The organism is Agromyces larvae (genome assembly GCF_022811705.1).
In the GTDB taxonomy this organism is placed as follows: domain Bacteria; phylum Actinomycetota; class Actinomycetes; order Actinomycetales; family Microbacteriaceae; genus Agromyces; species Agromyces larvae.
The window spans coordinates 3,036,032-3,054,731 of the sequence record NZ_CP094528.1; the positions used below are offsets into that span (position 1 = coordinate 3,036,032).

Here is an 18,700-nt window from a genome sequence, read left to right on the forward strand (position 1 = left end):
CGTGCTCCACGTGAAACATCGACGGCCCCGTGCCCCCTCCAAAGTCCCTTCAGCAGCGCCAGCCAGCGGCGTCCGGGGCGGCCGTCGGCACCGAATGCGGTGGGGGACCGCCACGCCCACACATCCACGAATCAGAGACGTCGACGCTGAGCCCCTTACGCAGTGTGTTCGGGACTCTGCGTCACGCGGTTCGGCGTCAACGGAAGCGGGCAGCCCCGCAGCAACATATGCGGGGCCACCGGCGGCTTGCGCGAGGCAGGCGTCGAGGCTGTTTCACGTGAAACATCGGCGGCCCCGTGCCCCCTCCAAAGTTCCTTCAGCAGCGCCAGCCAGCGGCGTCCGGGGCGGCCGTCGGCACGGAACGAGGTGGGGGACCGCCACGCCCACACATCCACGAATCAGAGACGTCGACGCTGACCCCCTTACGCAGTGTGTTGGGGACTCTGCGTCGAGCGGTTCGGCGTCAACCGAACCCGGGAAAACCGCGTGAGCCCACGGATGCCAACCGTGACGAACACACCCAATACGGCTCGACGAGCAACGCCGACGAACAGCGGAATGTTGACGTGGAGCATCGAGGCGCAGCGACCACCCCGCCCCAGTTCCTTCAGCAGCTCCGGCCGACGGCCTCGGAGCGGCCATCGGCACCATCTGCGGTGAGGGTTGCCACCTCCAGGCCGCCGCCCGAGCCGGCGATCTCCACTCCGTCTCGCTCGCCTCGCCTCGCCGACTCTGGGCTTCGTGAGGTGGTGCGGCGGCACCCGACGCGGCGAGGGTCCAGGAGCAGCTCGGGCCCAACTCCGGCAAACGGCATGGCACACGTCGACGCGCCAGGGCGACACCGGCGGCACGTTCCGAGTGAAGCGTTCGGCCGCCAGTGTCTCGGACGACGGGCGACGCCGACACACGCAGTGGTCACCGCAACACGTTGAGGCCGACGCGGAAGAGGCGTGGGTCACACGACCCAGCTGGCCGCGTCCTCCTCGGCTGCTGCTCCGGGCGATCCGCCGCGACGGCGCGCGAGCGGCCCGCGCGACATCGGCAGCGTTTCACGTGAAACGTCAGGCACGTAGCGCCTTCGGGGCGGGCCAACCATGCAGACCTGGACGAGTGGGACGATGTGTCGCGCCAGACGCCCGCAGACGGAAGCGGACATCCCGGCGGGATCCAGACCCCGCCCAGTTCGGGGGAGATGGCTCACCCGCGGAGTGAACGCAACTCCGTCGTCTCCGCACCGAGGCCGGACGCGCGGAGAGGACCACGAGCGAGCTCAGCGTGGCACCCCCACACAAGCGCGATCCCGCTGAGATCATCGAACGGCCTCCGAACAGCCTCGACCATCGCCAGATCCAGCACGCCGATCGTCGCGAACGCTCATCAGAGCAACTCGAGTACGCCCCGGTATCCGCCCAGGCGGCTCACACCGCGTGCGTATCATCCGCGCTGCCGACAACTCCGCCGCAACACGACCACGCATCCCAGCACCACGCACGCTCGCGTTCGACCACCGGAAACCCAGCCGGGAATCGCGCGATCACGCCCCGCACGTCGGCAGACGAAGACTCGATCGTCGAAACGCACGGTGGAGACGTCGGTCGGTTCCAATTCCACCAAGACCACGCCCCTGCGGCCACACAGCGCCGCACGCGTGAGCCGTCGCGACCGGCGATCGACGCGCGGTCAGCCCACGGTCGCCCGGAAGACCCGGGTGACCTCACTGACGACACCCTCGCCGAGGACGAGCACTTCGAGATCGTGCACGTGGTACTTGCGCATCGCCTTCTCGGCGTTGCCGATCTCGCCATCGACGCCGGCGCCCTTCAGGAGGACGAGTTCGCCGCCCGGCTTCAGCAGGGGAGCGGTGATCGGGATGAGCGTCTTGAGCGCACTGACCGCACGGGCAGTCACCTGGTCGAGTCGTCCGTTCAGCTTCGAGTCCTCCGCTCGAGCGCGACGGACTTCGACGTTCGTCAGCCCGAGGTCCGCGACCTGATCGTTCAGCCATGCGACGCGTCGCTCCATCGGCTCGACGAGCACGAAGGAGACATCCGGGCGGATGATCGCGAGCACGATGCCGGGCAGGCCGGCACCGGAACCGATGTCCCCGACAAGTCCCGGCCGCAGCAGCGGAGCGACGACGGCCGAGTTCAGAATGTGCCGAGTCCAGAGACGGGGGAGCTCGAGCGGGCCGATCAGGCCGAGCTCCTCGCCGTGGTCGGCCAGCGCCTCCGTGAAGGCGCGGCCACGGTCGAGATGCTCGCCGAACAGCACGGCGGCGCCCTCGGGCTCGGGTTCGAGAAGAAGTCGATCAGTCATGTTTCACGTGAAACGCAGCGACAGTTCGTGAAGCGAGAAAGCACAGGCGCGGCGGTGGAACGCCGCGCTCAGCCGACCCGGGTGATGACGGTGTGACGCTCGGCGCCTTCGCCACGCGACTCCGAGTGGAACCCGCGCTCAGCCACGAGATCGTGCACCAGCTTGCGCTCGTACGACGACATCGGCGGCAGCGCCGCTTCCGACGCTCCGGCCTCGATGCGCTCGACGGCGCGGGTCACCAGTGCGCCGAGCTCGCTGCGGCGGGCATCGCGGGATCCGCCGATATCGAGGATGAGCCGGGAGAACGCCCCGGTCTTGGTCTGCACCGCGAGACGGGTCAGCTCCTGGAGGGCCGAGACGGTGTCGGGCTTCGACAGGACGGAGAGATTCGCTCCCTCGCCGGCGTTCACCGAGAGGTAGGCGCGGCCGTTCCGGGCATCGATGTCGATGTCGCCATCGAGATCGCAGATGTCGAGCAGCTCCTCGATGTAGTCGGCGGCGATGTCGCCTTCCTCTTCGAGCTGGTCTCGTGAACGCTCGACGGTCTCTTCATGCACGGCAGTCATCGGTTGCCTCCGTTCGGCTTCTTTCCGGCGTTCTTCGCGCGGGCCTTGCCCATCGGCTGCTGACGCTGGGTGGTGACGGGCTTCGCCGGCTCCTCGGCCTCGACGGCGTCGGACTTCTCGGTGACGAGCTTGCCCTTCTTCGCCAGGCGGGCCTCACGGGCCTTCGCCGCCTCGCTGCCGGGGGTCGGCATGTTGCGGATGACGAGGAACTGCTGGCCCATCGTCCAGAAGTTCGAGACCAGCCAGTAGAACATGACGCCGAGCGGGAACGCGACACCCGAGAACGCGAACACGAGGGGGAGCAGGTACAGCAGGATGCGCTGCTGTCGGAACATCGGGCTCGCCTTGGTCTCGGGCGACATGTTCTTCGAGACGATCTGCAGCTGCGTGATGAACTGCGACGCGGTCATCAGCACGATCATGGTGAGCGCGATGATCATCACCGACAGGCTGAACGACTGACCGGCGGTCATGGCGTTCCATTCACCGATGAACGTCGAGCTCAGCGGGGCACCGAAGAATTCGGAGTGGGCGAACGAGTTGGCGAGCTCCTGGTTGAGCACGCCGACGCCGGCCTGGTCGTGCTGGGCGCCGTTCAGCACCGAGAAGAGCGCGAAGAAGATCGGCATCTGCAGCAGCAGCGGCAGACACGAGGACAGCGGGTTGGTGCCGGTGCGCTTGTAGAGCTCCATCGTCTCGCGCGACATCGCCTCGCGTGAGAACTGGTCCTTCTTGCCCTTGTACTTGTCCTGGATCTTCTTCAGCTGGGGCGCGACCTCGAGCATGCGGCGCTGGCTCTTGATCTGGCGCACGAAGATCGGGATGAGGGCGGCGCGCACCACGATGACGAGGCCGACGATCGACAGGACCCAGGTCACACCGCCGTCGGGGTCCAGGCCGATGGAGGTCCACAGCCAGTGGAAGGCGACGAGGATGACCTCGATGGCCCACTTGATGGGCCAGAGGATGAAGCCGATGGGGTCCATGGAAGGGATCAGGCCTTTCGGGATGAAGCGGGGGAGAGCACGGATGCCACGGGCCGGGTGCCGGCAGCATGGGAGTGGTGGTCGTGGGCGGCGGCATCCGATGATGCCTCACCGCCGGTGACCCACGCGGCCGGAAGCACCCAGCCGAACGGAGTGACGCGGTACCGGTCGTGGCTCGCGGGTCGCACGTCGTCCACGCCGCCGCGCGACCACGGGTTGCATCGCAGGATGCGCCAGGCGCCGAGCACCGAGCCGATCACCAGGCCGCGCTGCTGCACGGCGCCGAGCCCGTAGGCCGAGCACGACGGGTAGTAGCGGCAGACATCGCCGTACAAGGGTGAGATCAGCGCGCGGTAGCCCCGAAGCAGCAGCACCCCGAGGTTGCGGGGAACGAGCAGCATGAACAGGGCGATGTCACGCACGCGGACCACCCCCCGGATACGACGACGAGCCGTGGACGACTCGACGGTCGTTCACGGCTCGACGGACCTCGGCGCGCAGCGCCGGCCAGTCGGCGACGGCTGCGGTCGGCAGCGCACGCACCACGACGTCGACCCCGGTCATGCCTTCGGCCACGAGTTCGTGACAGGCGGCCTTCAGACGACGGCGAACGAGGTTGCGGCGAACGGCGGTGCCGACCTTCTTCGAGACGATGAAGCCGAAGCGCGCGTCGGCGCCCGCATCACGGGAGCGCAGATAGCTCACCGTGTGGGCACCGGCGACCTTCGCCCCACGACGCACGACCGACCGGTAGTCGTCGGCGCTCGTGAGACGGTTGGCTTTGGCGAGCACCGAACGGACTACGCGGACAGTTCGGTGCGCCCCTTGCGGCGACGTGCCGCGAGGATGGCGCGACCCGCACGCGTGCGCATGCGGAGGCGGAAGCCGTGCTTCTTGGCGCGACGGCGGTTGTTCGGCTGGAAAGTACGCTTGCTCATTCTCAACTCCGGCTGTGTCGGATTCTCCGCGCGGGGGAGCGTCACAGGTGCTCCGGCGGGAAAGCTCAGCGCCCCAGAGGGGCAGGGTCAACTGATTAAAACTACGGCTTGATCGGCGCGCGGTCAAACTCGGACCCTGCCACGAGCGCACGATCCGAACCCAAAAGTATCGCGCAGACCTGCGGGAGTGCTGTGGATCGACACGCCCGGGCCCGCGGATCACCGTCGCGGCATTTGTCGAGCCCGGGTGCATTCGCTAGCGTGTTCAACCAGTTATCCCCAGCCTGCGGCGCGGAATCTCGGGCATCTGCCACCTCCACCCACAGCCCGTGGATAACGTTGTGAACAGTTTCCATCACGCCCGCTCGCACGTCGTTCGGGGGAATAACGACGAACGGTGCGTCGATGGCGCCGATGATTGCGGGGAGCCGATGACCGAACAGCCCATCACCGATGTCTGGGCAGCGGTCCTGGATCGGCTGAGCGAAGACGAGAGCATCACGCCGATGCTGCAGGGCTTCCTGAACCTCGTCCTGCCGAAGGGCATCGGCGGCGGCACGTTCTACCTCGAGGTGCCGAACGACTTCACCGCCAGCATGCTGAACCAGCGGATGCGAGTGCCGCTGCTGCACGCGATGGGCACGATCGAGGGTTCGTCGGTCACCTCGTTCTACGTCGTGGTGAACCCCGAGCTCGAGGAACCGCGCTCGCCCGAGGCTGCGAACCCGACCGCCGGCGGTCCGATCGGTCTCGGCGCCGGCGGCCATGCCGGTGCGCCGGTGCTGCGAGCGGTCGAGGACCTGCCCGACGGGGTGGACCACCCGGGCGCTCCGCACGCGGTGTTCGAGACATCCGCCGATCGACCGCGCGACGCGCGCCTGAATCCGAAGTACTCCTTCGACAGCTTCGTGATCGGCCAGTCCAACCGGTTCGCGCACGCGGCGGCCGTCGCGGTGGCCGAAGCGCCGGCGAAGGCGTACAACCCGCTGTTCATCTACGGCGATTCGGGCCTCGGCAAGACCCACCTGCTGCACGCCATCGGCCACTACGCGATGAGCCTGTACCCGGGGATCCGCGTGCGGTACGTGAGCTCCGAGGAGTTCACGAACGACTTCATCAACTCCATCGCGAACAACCGCGGCTCGCTGTTCCAGCAGCGCTACCGCAACGTCGACATCCTGCTCATCGACGACATCCAGTTCCTGCAGGGCAAGGCCGAGACGCAGGAGGCCTTCTTCCACACCTTCAACAACCTGCACGACCACAACAAGCAGGTCGTGATCACCAGCGATGTGCCGCCGAAGCACCTCACCGGCTTCGAGGACCGGATGCGCAGCCGGTTCGAGTGGGGCCTCATCACCGACGTGCAGGCGCCCGACCTCGAGACGCGCATCGCGATCCTGCGCAAGAAGGCGCAGTCGGAGCAGTTGCAGGTTCCCGATGACATCCTCGAGTACATGGCGTCGAAGGTGTCGAGCAACATCCGCGAGCTCGAGGGCACCTTGATCCGCGTGACGGCGTTCGCGAGCCTCAACCGCACCCCGGTCGACATGCCCCTGGTGCAGACGGTCCTGAAGGACCTCATCACGGATGACACGGACAATGTCGTGGCGCCGGTCGACATCATCACGGCGACGGCCGACTACTTCAAGCTCACGGTCGACGACCTCTACGGTTCGAGCCGGTCGCAGGCGGTCGCGACCGCGCGCCAGATCGCGATGTACCTCTGCCGCGAGATGACGAGTCTGTCGCTGCCGAAGATCGGGCAGTTGTTCGGCAACCGCGACCACACGACGGTGATGTACGCGAACAAGAAGATCTCGGAGCTCATGAAGGAGCGCCGGTCGATCTACAACCAGGTCACCGAGCTGACCTCGCGGATCAAGCAGACGTCGCGCGTGCGCTGAGCCCGGCGTTCGCCGCGGCATCCGATCTGCTCGAATCCGACCCGCGAATCGCAAGGTTGTCGGAGCCCTCGGGTTAACCAACTGTCTCTTAACGGTGTTAACCGTTGTGGAAACTGTGGATGGTGTTCGGTGATCCGCGCCAGCTCGCCGATCGGGGGCCATCGCAGCTGTGCACGGTGTGTGGGATTCCACCGGTCGGGCGGTCGAACGACGGATGCCGCCGAGCGCGTTGTCCACAGGCCGGCTCGCCGTCTCAACAGCCGTCAGGCGGTTGCTCGTTAACAATCCACAGGATTTCCACATCTGTGAGGAACGTCCTGAACGGGCCGCACAGCGCGCCGGAACTCGCCCGTGCGCGCCGTGATCGTCCCGATAGCATGGGGATGCATCCAGCTGCTCCACGACGGGAGAACCGTGAAGTTCCAGGTCAATCGCGACGTCTTCAGCGAGGCGGTCTCGTTCGCCGTCAAGCTGCTGCCCCAGCGCACCACCCTGCCGATCCTCTCGGGCGTGCTCATCGAGGCCTCGGGCGACGGCCTCGTGCTGAGCTCGTTCGACTACGAGGTGTCGAGCCGCACCGAGATCCAGGCCGACGTCGATGAGCCGGGCACGGTGCTCGTGTCGGGGCGCCTGCTCGCCGAGATCGCCGGCCGACTGCCGAACGCACCGGTCCGCATCGCCACCGAAGACAGCCGCATCTCGGTCAAGAGCGGGTCGGCGAGCTTCACCCTGCTGTCGATGCCCGTCGAGGAGTACCCGTCGATCCCCGAGATCGGCGAGCAGTCGGGCGTCGTGCCGGCCGACGAGTTCGCGGCCGCGGTCGCGCAGGTCGCCGTGGCCGCGTCGCGCGACGACGTCACCCCGGTGATCACCGGCGTGCAGCTCGAGGTGCGCGAGAACAACCTGAGCCTCGTCGCGACCGACCGGTACCGGGTGGCCATCCGCGAGCTCGAATGGGACGGCGGCGGCGTGGCCGATTCGACCGAGCTCACCGCGCTCGTGCCGGCGCGCACCCTGCAGGAGGTCGGCAAGACCTTCGGGCACTCGGGCACCATCTCGGTCGCGATCACGAGCCGTGACGACCGCGAACTCATCGCGTTCAGCGCCGAGAAGAAGACGGTGACGTCGCTGCTCATCAAGGGCAACTTCCCGCCCGTGCGCCGGCTCTTCCCCGAGACGGTCGACAACTACGCCGTCATGAACACCGCCGAGCTCATCGAGGCGACCCGACGCGTCGCCCTGGTGCTCGAGCGTGAAGCGGCGCTTCGCTACAGCTTCGGGCAGGACGGCCTCACCCTGGAGGCGATCGGCAGCGAGCAGGCGCAGGCGTCCGAGCAGGTCGATGCGATCCTCACCGGCGACGAGACCGTCGTGTCGCTGAAGCCGCAGTTCCTGCTCGACGGGCTGAGCGCGGTGCCGAGCGAGTTCGTGCGCATCTCGTTCACGAAGACCGAGAACCCGAACAAGCCGGGCCCGGTGCTGATCACCAGCCAGACCTCGCGCGAGCAGGCCGGCGCCGACAGCTACCGATACCTGCTGCAGCCGAACCTGCTGCTGCGCTGAGCTGGTCGAAGCTCGCTGAGCTGGTCGAAGCTCGCTGAGCTGGTCGAAGCGGGCCCGCTCCCTTCGACGGGCTCAGGGAGCTTCGCGGGTGAGGGCCCGCTCCCTTCGACGGGCTCAGGGAGCTTCGCGGGTGAGGGCCCGCTCCCTTCGACGGGCTCAGGGAGCTTTGTGGGTCGGGGTGTGTGCTCCCTTCGACGGGCTCAGGGAGCTTCGCGGGCGGAAGGTCGGCGGTCGGCGGTAGCGTGATGAGCCGAATCGTCGAAGGGAGGCCAGCGTGCATGTCGCGAAGCTCTCCCTCACCGACTACCGCAACTACGCTCGGGCCGAGCTCGACCTCGCTCCCGGGGCGACCGTGCTCGTGGGGCGCAACGGTCAGGGCAAGACCAACCTCGTCGAGGCGATCGGGTACCTCGCGACGCTCGGCTCGCACCGTGTCTCGGGCGATCAGCCGCTGATCCGCGCCGGGGCCGATGCGGCGATCGTGCGCGCCCTGCTCACGCACGGCGAACGGGAAGTGCTCGTCGAACTGCAGCTCAATCGTCAGGGTGCGAACCGTGCGCAGGTGAATCGTTCGCCGGCCAAGCCGCGTGACCTGCCGAGGGTCGCGCATTCGGTGCTGTTCGCGCCCGAAGACCTCGCGATCGTGCGCGGCGAGCCGTCGGTGCGCCGGCGCATGCTCGATGAACTGCTGGTGCAGCTCACTCCACGCCTGTCGGGGGTGATGGCCGACTACGACCGGGTTCTGCGGCAGCGCAACTCCCTGCTGAAGTCGGCGCGGGCTCGTGGGCTGGCCGCCGCCGCGTTGCCGACACTCGACATCTGGGACGAACGGCTCGTCGAGCTGGGGTCCGAACTCATCGACCGACGGCTCGGGCTGATCGCCGACCTCGCCGAACCGCTCGCGGCGGCGTACGGGGCGATCGTCGACGCCGACCACGGCCCGTCGATGCGGGCGGTGCTGTCGATCGACGGGGCCGATGCCGAAGATGAGGGCGGCGGGGGGCTCGAGACGCGTCCGGCTGCGGCGGGGGACGAGGCGGGGTCGACCGCCGACCGCTTCGCCGCCGCGCTCGCCCGCCTCCGGCCGAAGGAGCTCGAGCGCGGGGTGACCCTCGCCGGTCCGCACCGCGACGACGTGCTGCTGCTCCTCAACGATCTGCCGGCGAAGGGCTACGCGAGCCATGGCGAGTCGTGGTCGTTCGCCCTCGCGCTTCGGCTCGCGTCAGCCGAGCTGCTGCGCCGCGACTCGTCGACGGGCGACCCGGTGCTCGTGCTCGACGACGTGTTCGCCGAACTCGATCGGCGTCGGCGTGATCGGCTCGCGTCGGCGATCGCGGGGTACGAGCAGGTGCTGGTGACGGCGGCCGTCCTCGAGGACGTGCCCGAACCGCTGACCGCGCGTATCGTGCACATCGACGCGGGGCGCATCATCGACGGGGAACGGGCGGAGGAGGCATCCGATGGCTGAGATCTCCGAGGCATCCCGGCTCTACCGCCACTTCCGCGAGATCTTCGGCGACGATCGCCCGCGCCGCCGATTGCGGCGCACCGGGGCCGAAGTGATGGGGCGCACCGGAAGCGAGCCGTTCGCGCCGGGGCGAGACCCCAAGCCGCTCGGCGACGCGATCGATCAGCTCAGCACCCAGCTCGGCTGGCAGGGGCCGCTGTCGCAGCACGACCTGCTCTCGAGCTGGGCCGAGTTGGCCGGCGCCGAGATCGCGAAGCACTCCGAACCGGTTGCGATCGAGGGCGGCGTGCTGCAGGTGCGCTGCGAGTCGACGGCGTGGGCGACGCAGCTGCGCATGATGCGCTCCGAACTGCTGTCGCGCATCCTCGAGCGGCACCCCGACGCGGGGGTCGACACCATCCGCTTCCAGGGGCCAGACGCCCCCACGTGGAAACATGGCCCCAGATCGGTTCCAGGGCGCGGCCCACGCGATACCTACGGCTAGGGAACCGAATTCGGTCGCTTCGACCTCGTAATCGCCTCAGAACGGCGTATTCCGGCCGGGGCGGTGGCCCCGGTGCGATAGGATCGAGAGTCGCCAGAACGACGGTTTGGAGCCTGATTCACCCATGACAGCGGAACCGACGAAGGCCCAGAGTGCGCCCGAATACGGCGCCGACGCGATCCAGGTTCTCGAGGGCCTCGAAGCGGTCCGCAAGCGGCCGGGCATGTACATCGGCTCGACGGGCCCGCGCGGCCTGCACCACCTGGTGTACGAGATCGTGGACAACTCGGTCGACGAGGCGCTCGCCGGCGTCGCGACCGACATCGACGTGACGATCCTCGCCGACGGCGGCATCCGCGTCACCGACGACGGTCGCGGCATCCCGGTCGGCATCCACAAGACCGAGGGCCGGTCGACCGTCGAGGTCGTGCTCACCGTGCTGCACGCCGGCGGCAAGTTCGGCGGCGGCGGCTACGCGGTCTCGGGCGGCCTGCACGGCGTGGGTTCGTCCGTCGTGAACGCGCTCTCCAGTCGGCTGAACGTCGAGGTGAAGCGCGAGGGCCATGTCTGGCGCCAGTCCTTCACGGTCGGGGTTCCCGACGCGCCGCTCTCGCAGGACGAGGCGATCCCCGAGTCCGAGACCGGCACGACCGTCACCTTCTGGCCGAGCGCCGACATCTTCGAGACCGTCGAGTTCGACTACGAGACGCTCCGCACGCGGTTCCAGCAGTACGCGTTCCTCAACAAGGGGCTGCGCATCACGCTCACCGACCTGCGCGGCTCCGACGAGGCGGCCGATCCGGCCGACGTCGACCTCGACACGGATGCCCCGACCGTCGGCCCTCGCAGCGACACGTTCCTCTACGAGCGCGGCCTCGTCGACTACGTCGAATACCTCAACCGGTCGAAGAAGGCCGAACTGGTCAACGACGAGATCATCTCGTTCGAGGCGGAGGACACCGAGCGCAAGATCGCGCTCGAGGTCGCGATGCAGTGGACGACGGCCTACACCGAGTCGGTGCACACCTACGCGAACACCATCAACACGCACGAGGGCGGCACCCATGAAGAGGGCTTCCGTGCGGCGCTCACGACGCTCGTCAACAAGTACGCCCGCGAGAAGGGCATCCTGAAGGAGAAGGACGACAACCTCTCCGGCGACGACGTGCGCGAGGGCCTCACCGCGGTCATCTCGATCAAGCTCGGCGAACCGCAGTTCGAAGGGCAGACGAAGACCAAGCTCGGCAACACCGAGGCGAAGTCCTTCGTGCAGCGCGTCACGGGCGAGCAGCTCGGCGACTGGTTCGACCGCAATCCTCAGCAGGCGCGCGAGATCATCCGCAAGGCCATCCAGGCGGCGACCGCCCGCATCGCCGCTCGCAAGGCGCGCGAGGCGACCCGCCGCAAGGGGTTCCTCGAGTCGAGCGGCATGCCGGGCAAGCTGAGCGACTGCACGTCGAAAGACCCGACGATCTCCGAGATCTTCCTCGTCGAGGGCGATTCGGCCGGCGGCTCCGCCAAGACGGGCCGCAACCCCGAGACGCAGGCCATCCTCCCGCTGCGCGGGAAGATCCTGAACGTCGAGAAGGCACGTCTCGACCGGGCGCTCGGCAACGCCGAGATCCAGGCCATGATCACCGCGTTCGGCACCGGAATCGGCGAGGACTTCAACGCCGAGAAGGCCAGGTACCACAAGATCGTGCTGATGGCCGATGCCGACGTCGACGGCCAGCACATCACGACGCTGCTGCTGACGCTGCTGTTCCGGTACATGCGCCCGCTCATCGAAATGGGGTACGTGTACCTCGCGCAGCCGCCGCTGTACCGCCTGAAGTGGACGAACGCCGAGCACGAGTACGTCTACTCCGACCGCGAGCGCGACGCACTGCTGGCGGAGGGCCTGGCCAACGGCAAGCGCCTCCAGAAGGAGAACGGCGTCCAGCGCTACAAGGGTCTCGGCGAGATGAACCATCAGGAGCTCTGGGACACCACGATGAACCCCGAGTCCCGCACGCTGCTGCAGGTCACGGTCGACGACGCGGCCGCGGCCGACGAGATCTTCTCGACCCTCATGGGCGACGACGTCGAGAGCCGTCGTTCGTTCATCCAGAAGAACGCGAAGGACGTGCGCTTCCTGGACATTTGACCGATGCGCGCCGCTCGCTGAGCTTGTCGAAGCGGCGCCGGCACGACGGTGAGCCCCCTTCGACAGGCTCAGGGGGCGGACAGAGCGAAGAAGAGAACGAATGGCAGACGAGACCGAACTGAACGACGAGGGCCCCGGCATCCACGGGCGAATCGACCAGGTCGACCTGAACCTGGAGATGCAGCGCTCGTATCTCGACTACGCGATGAGCGTGATCATCGGGCGTGCGCTGCCCGACGTGCGCGACGGCCTGAAGCCCGTGCACCGTCGCGTGATCTACACGATGTACGACGGCGGGTACCGCCCCGACCGCGCGTTCTCGAAGTGCACGCGCGTCATCGGCGATGTCATGGGTCAGTTCCACCCGCACGGCGACTCGTCGGTGTACGACGCGCTCGTCCGGCTCGTGCAGCCGTGGTCGCTGCGCTACCCGCTGGCGCTCGGTCAGGGCAACTTCGGCTCGCCCGGCAACGACGGCGCCGCGGCCCACCGGTACACCGAGACCAAGATGTCGCCGCTCGCCATCGAGATGGTGCGCGACATCGAGGAAGAGACCGTCGACTTCCAGGACAACTACGACGGTCGCACCCAGGAGCCGACGGTGCTGCCGTCGCGGTTCCCGAACCTGCTGGTCAACGGGTCGGTCGGCATCGCGGTCGGTATGGCCACGAACATCCCTCCGCACAATCTGCGCGAGGTCGCGGATGGTGCACTGTGGGCTCTGGAGCATCCGGATGCTTCGCACGAAGAGCTGCAGGAAGCCCTGATCCACCGGATCAAGGGGCCCGACTTCCCGACCGGGGCGCAGATCCTCGGGCAGAAGGGCATCATCGACGCGTACCGCACCGGGCGCGGCTCGATCACGATGCGCGCCGTCGTCAGCGTGGAGGAGATCCAGGGCCGCACCTCGCTCGTCGTCACCGAGCTGCCGTACCAGGTCAACCCCGACAACCTAGCGATCAAGATCGCCGATCTGGTCAAGGACGGCAAGGTCTCGGGCATCGCCGACATCCGCGACGAGTCCTCGGGCCGCACCGGTCAGCGCCTGGTGATCGTGCTGAAGCGCGACGCCGTGGCGAAGGTCGTGCTGAACAACCTCTACAAGCACACCCAGCTGCAGGAGAACTTCGGCGCGAACATGCTCGCGATCGTCGACGGCGTGCCGCGCACGCTCTCGATCGACGGGTTCATCACGCACTGGATCGACCACCAGGTCGAGGTCATCGTGCGGCGCACCGAGTTCCGCCTGCGCAAGGCCGAAGAGCGCATGCACATCCTGCGCGGGTACCTGAAGGCGCTCGACGCGCTCGACGAGGTCATCGCGCTGATCCGCCGCTCGGCGACCGTCGAGGACGCCCGCGAGGGGCTGAAGCAGCTCCTCGACATCGACGACCTGCAGGCCGACGCGATCCTCGCGATGCAGTTGCGCCGGCTCGCCGCGCTCGAGCGCCAGAAGATCCACGAAGAGGCCGACAAGCTCGAACTGGAGATCGCCGACTACCGCGACATCCTCGCGACGCCCCTGCGCCAGCGCACGATCATCGCCGACGAGCTGCGCGAGATCGTCGACAAGTTCGGCGACGAGCGTCGTACGCACATCATTCCGGGCTTCGACGGCGACATGAGCGTGGAAGACCTCATCCCCGAAGAGGAGATGGTGGTCACCGTCACGCACGGCGGGTACGTGAAGCGCACGCGCAGCGACAACTACCGGTCGCAGCACCGCGGCGGCAAGGGCGTGAAGGGTGCGCAGCTGCGCGCCGACGACGTGGTCGAGCACTTCTTCGTCACGACGACGCACCACTGGCTGCTGTTCTTCACCGACAAGGGCCGTGTCTACCGGGCGAAGACGTACGAGCTGCAAGAGGGCGGTCGCGACGCGAAGGGCCAGCACCTGGCCAACCTCCTCGAACTCCAGCCCGACGAGCAGATCGCCGAGATCCTCGACATCCGCGACTACGGGGTGGCCGAATACCTCGTACTCGCGACGCGTGCCGGCCTCGTGAAGAAGACGGCGCTGAAGGCGTACGACACCAACCGTTCCCGCGGGGTCATCGCGATCAACCTGAACGAGGGCGACGAGCTCGTCTCGGCGATGCTCGTGAGCGAGCGCGACGAGATCCTGCTCGTCTCGCGGAAGGGCATGTCGCTCCGATTCGAGGCGACCGACGAGGCGCTGCGCCCGATGGGGCGTGCGACCGCCGGCGTGAAGGGCATGTCGTTCCGTCCGGGCGACGCGCTGCTCGAGGCATCCGTCGTGTCCTCGTCGGAGGCCACCGGAGCCGACGCGTACCGCGATGACGCGACCGGCGAACTGGTCAGCCCCACCGACGCGTACACGTTCGTGGTGACCGAGGGCGGCTACGCCAAGCGCACCGCGATCGAGGAGTACCGCAAGCAGCAGCGCGGCGGCCTCGGCATCAAGGTCGCCAAGCTGAGCGACGAACGAGGAGACCTCGCGGGCTCCCTGATCGTCTCCCGAGACGACGAGGTTCTCGTGGTTCTTGCCAGCGGCAAGGTGGTACGCTCTGACGTCGCCGAGGTGCCCGCCAAGGGTCGCGACACGATGGGCGTCGTCTTCGCGAAGTTCGCGGCCGACGATCGGATCATCGCCGTCGCGAAGAACTCCGAGCGTAACCTCGATGCAGAACCGGCCGACCCCGAACCGACCGACGCTGAGGCGGCAGAGCCCGAAGCGGCCCGACCCGCAGAAGAGGAGTAACCCCCGATGAGTAGCGTCGCCGACAAGCTCGCGCGCAAGTCGACCCGCAAGCCTCCGGCCAAGCAGGTTCGCCTGCGCCTCGTGTACATCGACTTCTGGTCGGCGGTGAAGCTGTCGTTCCTGGTGGCGGTGTGTCTCGCGGTCATCAACATCGTCGCGACCTTCCTGGTCTACACGGTGCTGAACTCGACCGAGATCTTCGACCAGGTGAACTCGATCGTGAAGGACGTCGCGGGTTCGGGCACCGATCTCACCGCGATCTTCTCGATGGGCAACGTGATGGGCTTCGCCATCGTCACCTCGTTGATCAACCTGGTCGTCACGACCGCGATCGGCGCCATCATCGCGGTGCTGTACAACCTCAGCGTGAAGATCACCGGCGGCCTGCTGGTCGGGTTCACGAACAACTGACCCTTCGACGGGCTCAGGGCACCGCCCTTCGACGGGCTCAGGGACCGGTGGCCGGCCTCGATTCGGAGTTTCGCTTCGGGTCGGGTAGGCTTTCCCTCGGCCGAAATTCCGGGGATATAGCTCAGGCGGTTAGAGCGCTTCGCTGATAACGAAGAGGTCCGAGGTTCAAGTCCTCGTATCCCCACACAGTGCCCTTTGAAGGGCGTGAAAACTCCAGACCCGGATGCATCGCATCCTTCGGGGCCTTAGCTCAGTTGGTAGAGCGCCTGCTTTGCAAGCAGGATGTCAGGAGTTCGATTCTCCTAGGCTCCACAGGATCAGAATCCCCGAGATATACGCTGGATCAGCGGAATCTCGGGGATTCTTAGGTCTCGATGTTGTTAGCCATCCTGCGTAACGGTAGCAATATGGTGATCATGGGTAGTAATTGCTGTTTAGTCGAGTGCGCCCCGAGCGCCGGCGCGAGCCGCGAAACCATGGGACCCTGGAGCGTCGGCTCCGATCATGTGCGCCCGGTGCGCCTTGGCGCGCTATCTTCCTAGAACGAAGACCGTGGGCTTGCACGGCACGACGGCCGAATGCAAAGCCTGACCGGCAGAGGTGCGTGCCTGCGCGTCTCGGCGCTGCCCGGTGCGAGGCTTAACTTTGGTCTATCGTCTTCCGTCTTGGAAGGCGACATTGAAGGTGACAGGAACGCCCGGTTGACCGAGGCGACAGCGAGCGATAGGTGCAGCGCAAGATGAGTGGTCGGCTAGGCAGTGTTGCTAAATCGTGCGTTGAGCCACGCCAGGGTCGCGGCGAGGCAGAGCGCGGAGTGATAGCTGCGGGCGGTCTTGTCTGAGCGCATCGCGATACCGCGCCATTTCTTCAACTCGTTGAAGCAGCGTTCAACGACATTCCGGCCTCGGTAGCGGCGGCGTTGCTCATCGCCGAAGTCGATCGGCCGACCCCGGCGCTTCCGACGGTGCGCGATCTGATCGGCACGTTCGGGGATCGTGGCCGCGATGCCGTGCGCACGCAGCCACGCCCGGTTCGCTTTCGACGGGTAGCCCTTGTCCGCGATCACCCGGTCCGGGCGCGTCCGCGGACGTCCCGCCGCGCCGGGGACGCGGATCTGCGAGAGCGTCTCGCTCAGCAGGCTGGTGTCGGCGACCTGACCGCCGGTGAGCACGAACGCCAGCGCCCGCCCCTTCCCGTCGCAGACCAGGTGGTTCTTCGTCGTCAGGCCGCCGCGGGACCGGCCGATCGCGTGATCAGGCGGCTCCGGACCGTATTTCTTGTAGTTCGATCCCGCCCCCTGTGGCACGGGGCAGGGTCGCGCCGTGCTGATGCACGCGCACGATCGTCGAATCGATCGACGCGACCCAGTCCAGATCCCCAGCCTGGTGAGCGTGCGACTGGACCTGTTCGAGCACGGCCGCCCAGACGCCCGCGTGGGACCACCTGTTGAAGTTCTTGTACAGCGTGTTCCAGTTCCCGAACCGCTCCGGGACATCCCGCCACGGCGCTCCCGTGCGGAATCGCCACACGGTCGCCTCGACCACGGTGCGCGCATCGACCGGGGGACGTCCCGTCGCCTTCGGCGCTGGGAACAACGGGCCGATCACAGCCCACACCTCGTCAGAGATCACATCGCGAGACACGCCCTCAAGACTCACCCACGAGCAGCCCGAACAGGTTTAGCAACACGCCCTAGGTCGCTACTTGTGGGTGATCTCGCCGCGGGCCAGCTCACGGTCAGGAACGCAGGCAGCGGCACAGACACGACGAAGACGCGCGCGAGCCGACGTACGCTCCCCGTTCCAGAGACCGTGCTTCCGTGGCTCACCAGTGTCATCGCTGATCGCCCCAAGAGCGCCTACGTGTTTGCCAGCCCACGCAGAGTCGGTCGAGCTGTAGCGAAGACGTATCCCAATCAGGCCCTGACCCGTGCAGTGGCGAGAGCGAATGACGGTCGCGCGGAGTCGATCAAACGCATCACCGTTCACGGGCTCAGACACACCTTCGCGGCGATCACGCTCTCCGAGGCCGGTGGTGACATCCTGTCTGTCTCCCGTGCGATGGGGCACGCGAAACCCTCCATCACGCTGGACAAGTACGGGCATCTTGCGCCCGCCGGCCTCGCGCCGCTCATGGCGAAGATTGACGCTCTGGTGAATTCACTTGCACCCGCGGCCTGAACGTGTGCGGTTGAGGGGGTGGACTGTCCCTCGCCTTGCGTTCAACCGCCCCTGCGGCCCGAGACGCGGGGCGGCGCACCCCTTATTTTGGGGCCACAACCCGGTCGGTGCGAGACGAAAAGCACCGCTATCTTCGATCCATGATGCCGTCTTACGCGCTAGTCATCGCGCGTGACAACAAGTTCGCGTACCTTGCGCCACCGACACTCGATGGCGCCTGTGCAGCGTTGAAACTGGGGCCGATGGGTCGGGACCTGTCTTGGCCGAGCACTCATGGATACGCCGCTGAGGTGCCGAATCACGCCGGGTTGCAGCTTGCGTACCTCGATGAGGGCAATCCGGAAGCGACGCCTCTTCCCGCGCTGTTGGCACCGTCGCTTGGGGAGCAGCAGGCGATCTGCGAGCAGTTGCGTCCCGTCGCCATGCGAAATGAGTGGAACTCGGAGCTTCGCCTGGCGTTCGCCGCACACCTCACGAACTATGCCGCTCAATGCTTGTGGAACCAACAGGTTCTTGAGCTCGTCGAAGCGATTAATGAGAGCGTCGAGATCTTCGTGGAAGTCGGGCAGGGGAGCTCAGCGCTCGTCGCGCAAGCTTGGAAGGGGCTCGCTGCAGCGGAGTACAACCTGGCCTTGGCTGGACTGCTGATCGGAGAAGCAGACATCGCCCGCAATTCGCACGAACTGGCCTTCTCGGCGCTAGCTGAGGTTCCTGGACATGCCCGCGACATGGGATACGAGTTCATCGACTCAGCTGCCTCGCGCCTTGGGACTCGGATCGAGCACGCTTTCATGAAAAGTGCATAGGGTTCCTCGGGCTGCTCAAGTCTGCGTCCTCTGCGCCCCTTGTGCGCCCAAACGTCGGGCAGAGCCGCAGAATTGCGCGGATAACGATTGCTTTGCAAGCAGGATGTCAGGAGTTCGATTCTCCTAGGCTCCACAATCACTCCAGAACCCCGGAATCCCGCGTTGGCCGCGAGATTCCGGGGTTCTGTCCTTTCGCACCAGGTCCAC

15 protein-coding genes, 2 tRNA genes and 1 pseudogene are annotated in these 18,700 nt (G+C 66.9%); 11 read left to right on the forward strand and 7 right to left on the reverse strand.

Annotated features, from left to right (window positions below; all coding sequences use genetic code 11):
* Positions 1-1,680 precede the first annotated feature (1,680 nt).
* From rsmG to rpmH, 6 genes and pseudogenes are all read right to left on the reverse strand, one after another.
* On the reverse strand, positions 1,681-2,316 hold the full coding sequence (rsmG, locus tag MTO99_RS14575) for a 16S rRNA (guanine(527)-N(7))-methyltransferase RsmG (protein ID WP_243554354.1): 636 nt from the start codon (positions 2,314-2,316) through the stop codon (positions 1,681-1,683).
* 68 nt (positions 2,317-2,384) lie between these two features.
* Complete coding sequence (locus MTO99_RS14580) at positions 2,385-2,882, reverse strand: Jag family protein (RefSeq protein WP_243554355.1); 498 nt, start codon at positions 2,880-2,882, stop codon at positions 2,385-2,387.
* A complete protein-coding gene (yidC, locus tag MTO99_RS14585) occupies positions 2,879-3,868 on the reverse strand; it encodes a membrane protein insertase YidC (RefSeq protein ID WP_243554356.1) in 990 nt (329 codons plus the stop codon). The genes MTO99_RS14580 and yidC overlap by 4 nt, the downstream gene beginning before the upstream one ends.
* A gap of 131 nt (positions 3,869-3,999) precedes the next feature.
* Positions 4,000-4,269 (reverse strand): annotated as a pseudogene (gene yidD / locus MTO99_RS14590) (membrane protein insertion efficiency factor YidD); the annotation flags it as partial.
* 13 nt (positions 4,270-4,282) lie between these two features.
* Complete coding sequence (rnpA, locus tag MTO99_RS14595) at positions 4,283-4,660, reverse strand: ribonuclease P protein component (protein ID WP_243554358.1); 378 nt, start codon at positions 4,658-4,660, stop codon at positions 4,283-4,285.
* Between the two features lie 8 nt (positions 4,661-4,668).
* Entirely contained in the window at positions 4,669-4,806 is a 138-nt protein-coding gene (gene rpmH / locus MTO99_RS14600; protein WP_021010601.1) for a 50S ribosomal protein L34, read from the reverse strand.
* Positions 4,807-5,312: 506 nt separating this feature from the next.
* Here rpmH and dnaA point away from each other — a divergent pair.
* From dnaA to MTO99_RS14645, 9 genes are all read left to right on the forward strand, one after another.
* Complete coding sequence (gene dnaA / locus MTO99_RS14605) at positions 5,313-6,713, forward strand: chromosomal replication initiator protein DnaA (RefSeq protein WP_435520828.1); 1,401 nt, start codon at positions 5,313-5,315, stop codon at positions 6,711-6,713.
* A 414-nt stretch (positions 6,714-7,127) separates the two neighbouring features.
* Positions 7,128-8,276, forward strand: coding sequence for a DNA polymerase III subunit beta (gene dnaN / locus MTO99_RS14610; protein WP_243554360.1), 1,149 nt, complete (start codon positions 7,128-7,130; stop codon positions 8,274-8,276).
* A gap of 274 nt (positions 8,277-8,550) precedes the next feature.
* The gene (gene recF, locus MTO99_RS14615; protein WP_243554361.1) at positions 8,551-9,744 is read left to right on the forward strand and encodes a DNA replication/repair protein RecF; all 1,194 of its coding nucleotides are present in this window, start codon (positions 8,551-8,553) and stop codon (positions 9,742-9,744) included.
* Complete coding sequence (locus MTO99_RS14620) at positions 9,737-10,228, forward strand: DciA family protein (RefSeq protein ID WP_243554362.1); 492 nt, start codon at positions 9,737-9,739, stop codon at positions 10,226-10,228. The genes recF and MTO99_RS14620 overlap by 8 nt, the downstream gene beginning before the upstream one ends.
* Positions 10,229-10,352: 124 nt before the next feature.
* Positions 10,353-12,374 carry a DNA topoisomerase (ATP-hydrolyzing) subunit B gene (gene gyrB / locus MTO99_RS14625; protein WP_243554363.1) on the forward strand — a complete coding sequence of 674 codons (2,022 nt, stop codon included), beginning with the start codon at positions 10,353-10,355 and terminating at the stop codon, positions 12,372-12,374.
* A gap of 100 nt (positions 12,375-12,474) precedes the next feature.
* Complete coding sequence (gene gyrA, locus MTO99_RS14630) at positions 12,475-15,096, forward strand: DNA gyrase subunit A (RefSeq protein ID WP_243554364.1); 2,622 nt, start codon at positions 12,475-12,477, stop codon at positions 15,094-15,096.
* Positions 15,097-15,102: 6 nt separating this feature from the next.
* Positions 15,103-15,507: a DUF3566 domain-containing protein gene (locus MTO99_RS14635; protein ID WP_243554365.1), complete on the forward strand. Its 405-nt coding sequence runs from the start codon at positions 15,103-15,105 to the stop codon at positions 15,505-15,507.
* A 110-nt stretch (positions 15,508-15,617) separates the two neighbouring features.
* Positions 15,618-15,691 (forward strand) — tRNA-Ile (locus MTO99_RS14640).
* A gap of 55 nt (positions 15,692-15,746) precedes the next feature.
* Positions 15,747-15,819: transfer RNA gene (locus MTO99_RS14645), tRNA-Ala, on the forward strand.
* Positions 15,820-16,258: 439 nt separating this feature from the next.
* Here the strand turns inward: MTO99_RS14645 and MTO99_RS14650 are convergent.
* A protein-coding gene (locus tag MTO99_RS14650) for an IS5 family transposase (protein WP_435520764.1) occupies positions 16,259-17,150 on the reverse strand; the annotation gives its coding sequence in 2 pieces (ribosomal slippage) (positions 16,259-16,804 and positions 16,806-17,150; 891 coding nt in all).
* A 63-nt stretch (positions 17,151-17,213) separates the two neighbouring features.
* On the opposite strand from MTO99_RS14650, the gene MTO99_RS14655 reads away from it, so the two are divergent.
* On the forward strand, positions 17,214-17,687 hold the full coding sequence (locus MTO99_RS14655; RefSeq protein WP_243554366.1) for a tyrosine-type recombinase/integrase: 474 nt from the start codon (positions 17,214-17,216) through the stop codon (positions 17,685-17,687).
* Between the two features lie 140 nt (positions 17,688-17,827).
* Positions 17,828-18,493 carry a hypothetical protein gene (locus MTO99_RS14660; protein WP_243554367.1) on the forward strand — a complete coding sequence of 222 codons (666 nt, stop codon included), beginning with the start codon at positions 17,828-17,830 and terminating at the stop codon, positions 18,491-18,493.
* The last annotated feature ends 207 nt before the right edge of the window (positions 18,494-18,700 follow it).

Coding starts and splice junctions, on each gene's coding strand:
- gyrB (WP_243554363.1), top strand. CDS start 10,353: ATGACAGCGGAACCGACGAAGGCCCAGAGTGCGCCCGAATACGGCGCC.
- MTO99_RS14620 (WP_243554362.1), top strand. CDS start 9,737: ATGGCTGAGATCTCCGAGGCATCCCGGCTCTACCGCCACTTCCGCGAG.
- rsmG (WP_243554354.1), bottom strand. CDS start 2,316: ATGACTGATCGACTTCTTCTCGAACCCGAGCCCGAGGGCGCCGCCGTG.
- MTO99_RS14660 (WP_243554367.1), top strand. CDS start 17,828: ATGATGCCGTCTTACGCGCTAGTCATCGCGCGTGACAACAAGTTCGCG.
- rpmH (WP_021010601.1), bottom strand. CDS start 4,806: ATGAGCAAGCGTACTTTCCAGCCGAACAACCGCCGTCGCGCCAAGAAG.
- MTO99_RS14580 (WP_243554355.1), bottom strand. CDS start 2,882: ATGACTGCCGTGCATGAAGAGACCGTCGAGCGTTCACGAGACCAGCTC.
- MTO99_RS14635 (WP_243554365.1), top strand. CDS start 15,103: ATGAGTAGCGTCGCCGACAAGCTCGCGCGCAAGTCGACCCGCAAGCCT.
- dnaA (WP_435520828.1), top strand. CDS start 5,313: ATGCTGCAGGGCTTCCTGAACCTCGTCCTGCCGAAGGGCATCGGCGGC.
- yidC (WP_243554356.1), bottom strand. CDS start 3,868: ATGGACCCCATCGGCTTCATCCTCTGGCCCATCAAGTGGGCCATCGAG.
- gyrA (WP_243554364.1), top strand. CDS start 12,475: ATGGCAGACGAGACCGAACTGAACGACGAGGGCCCCGGCATCCACGGG.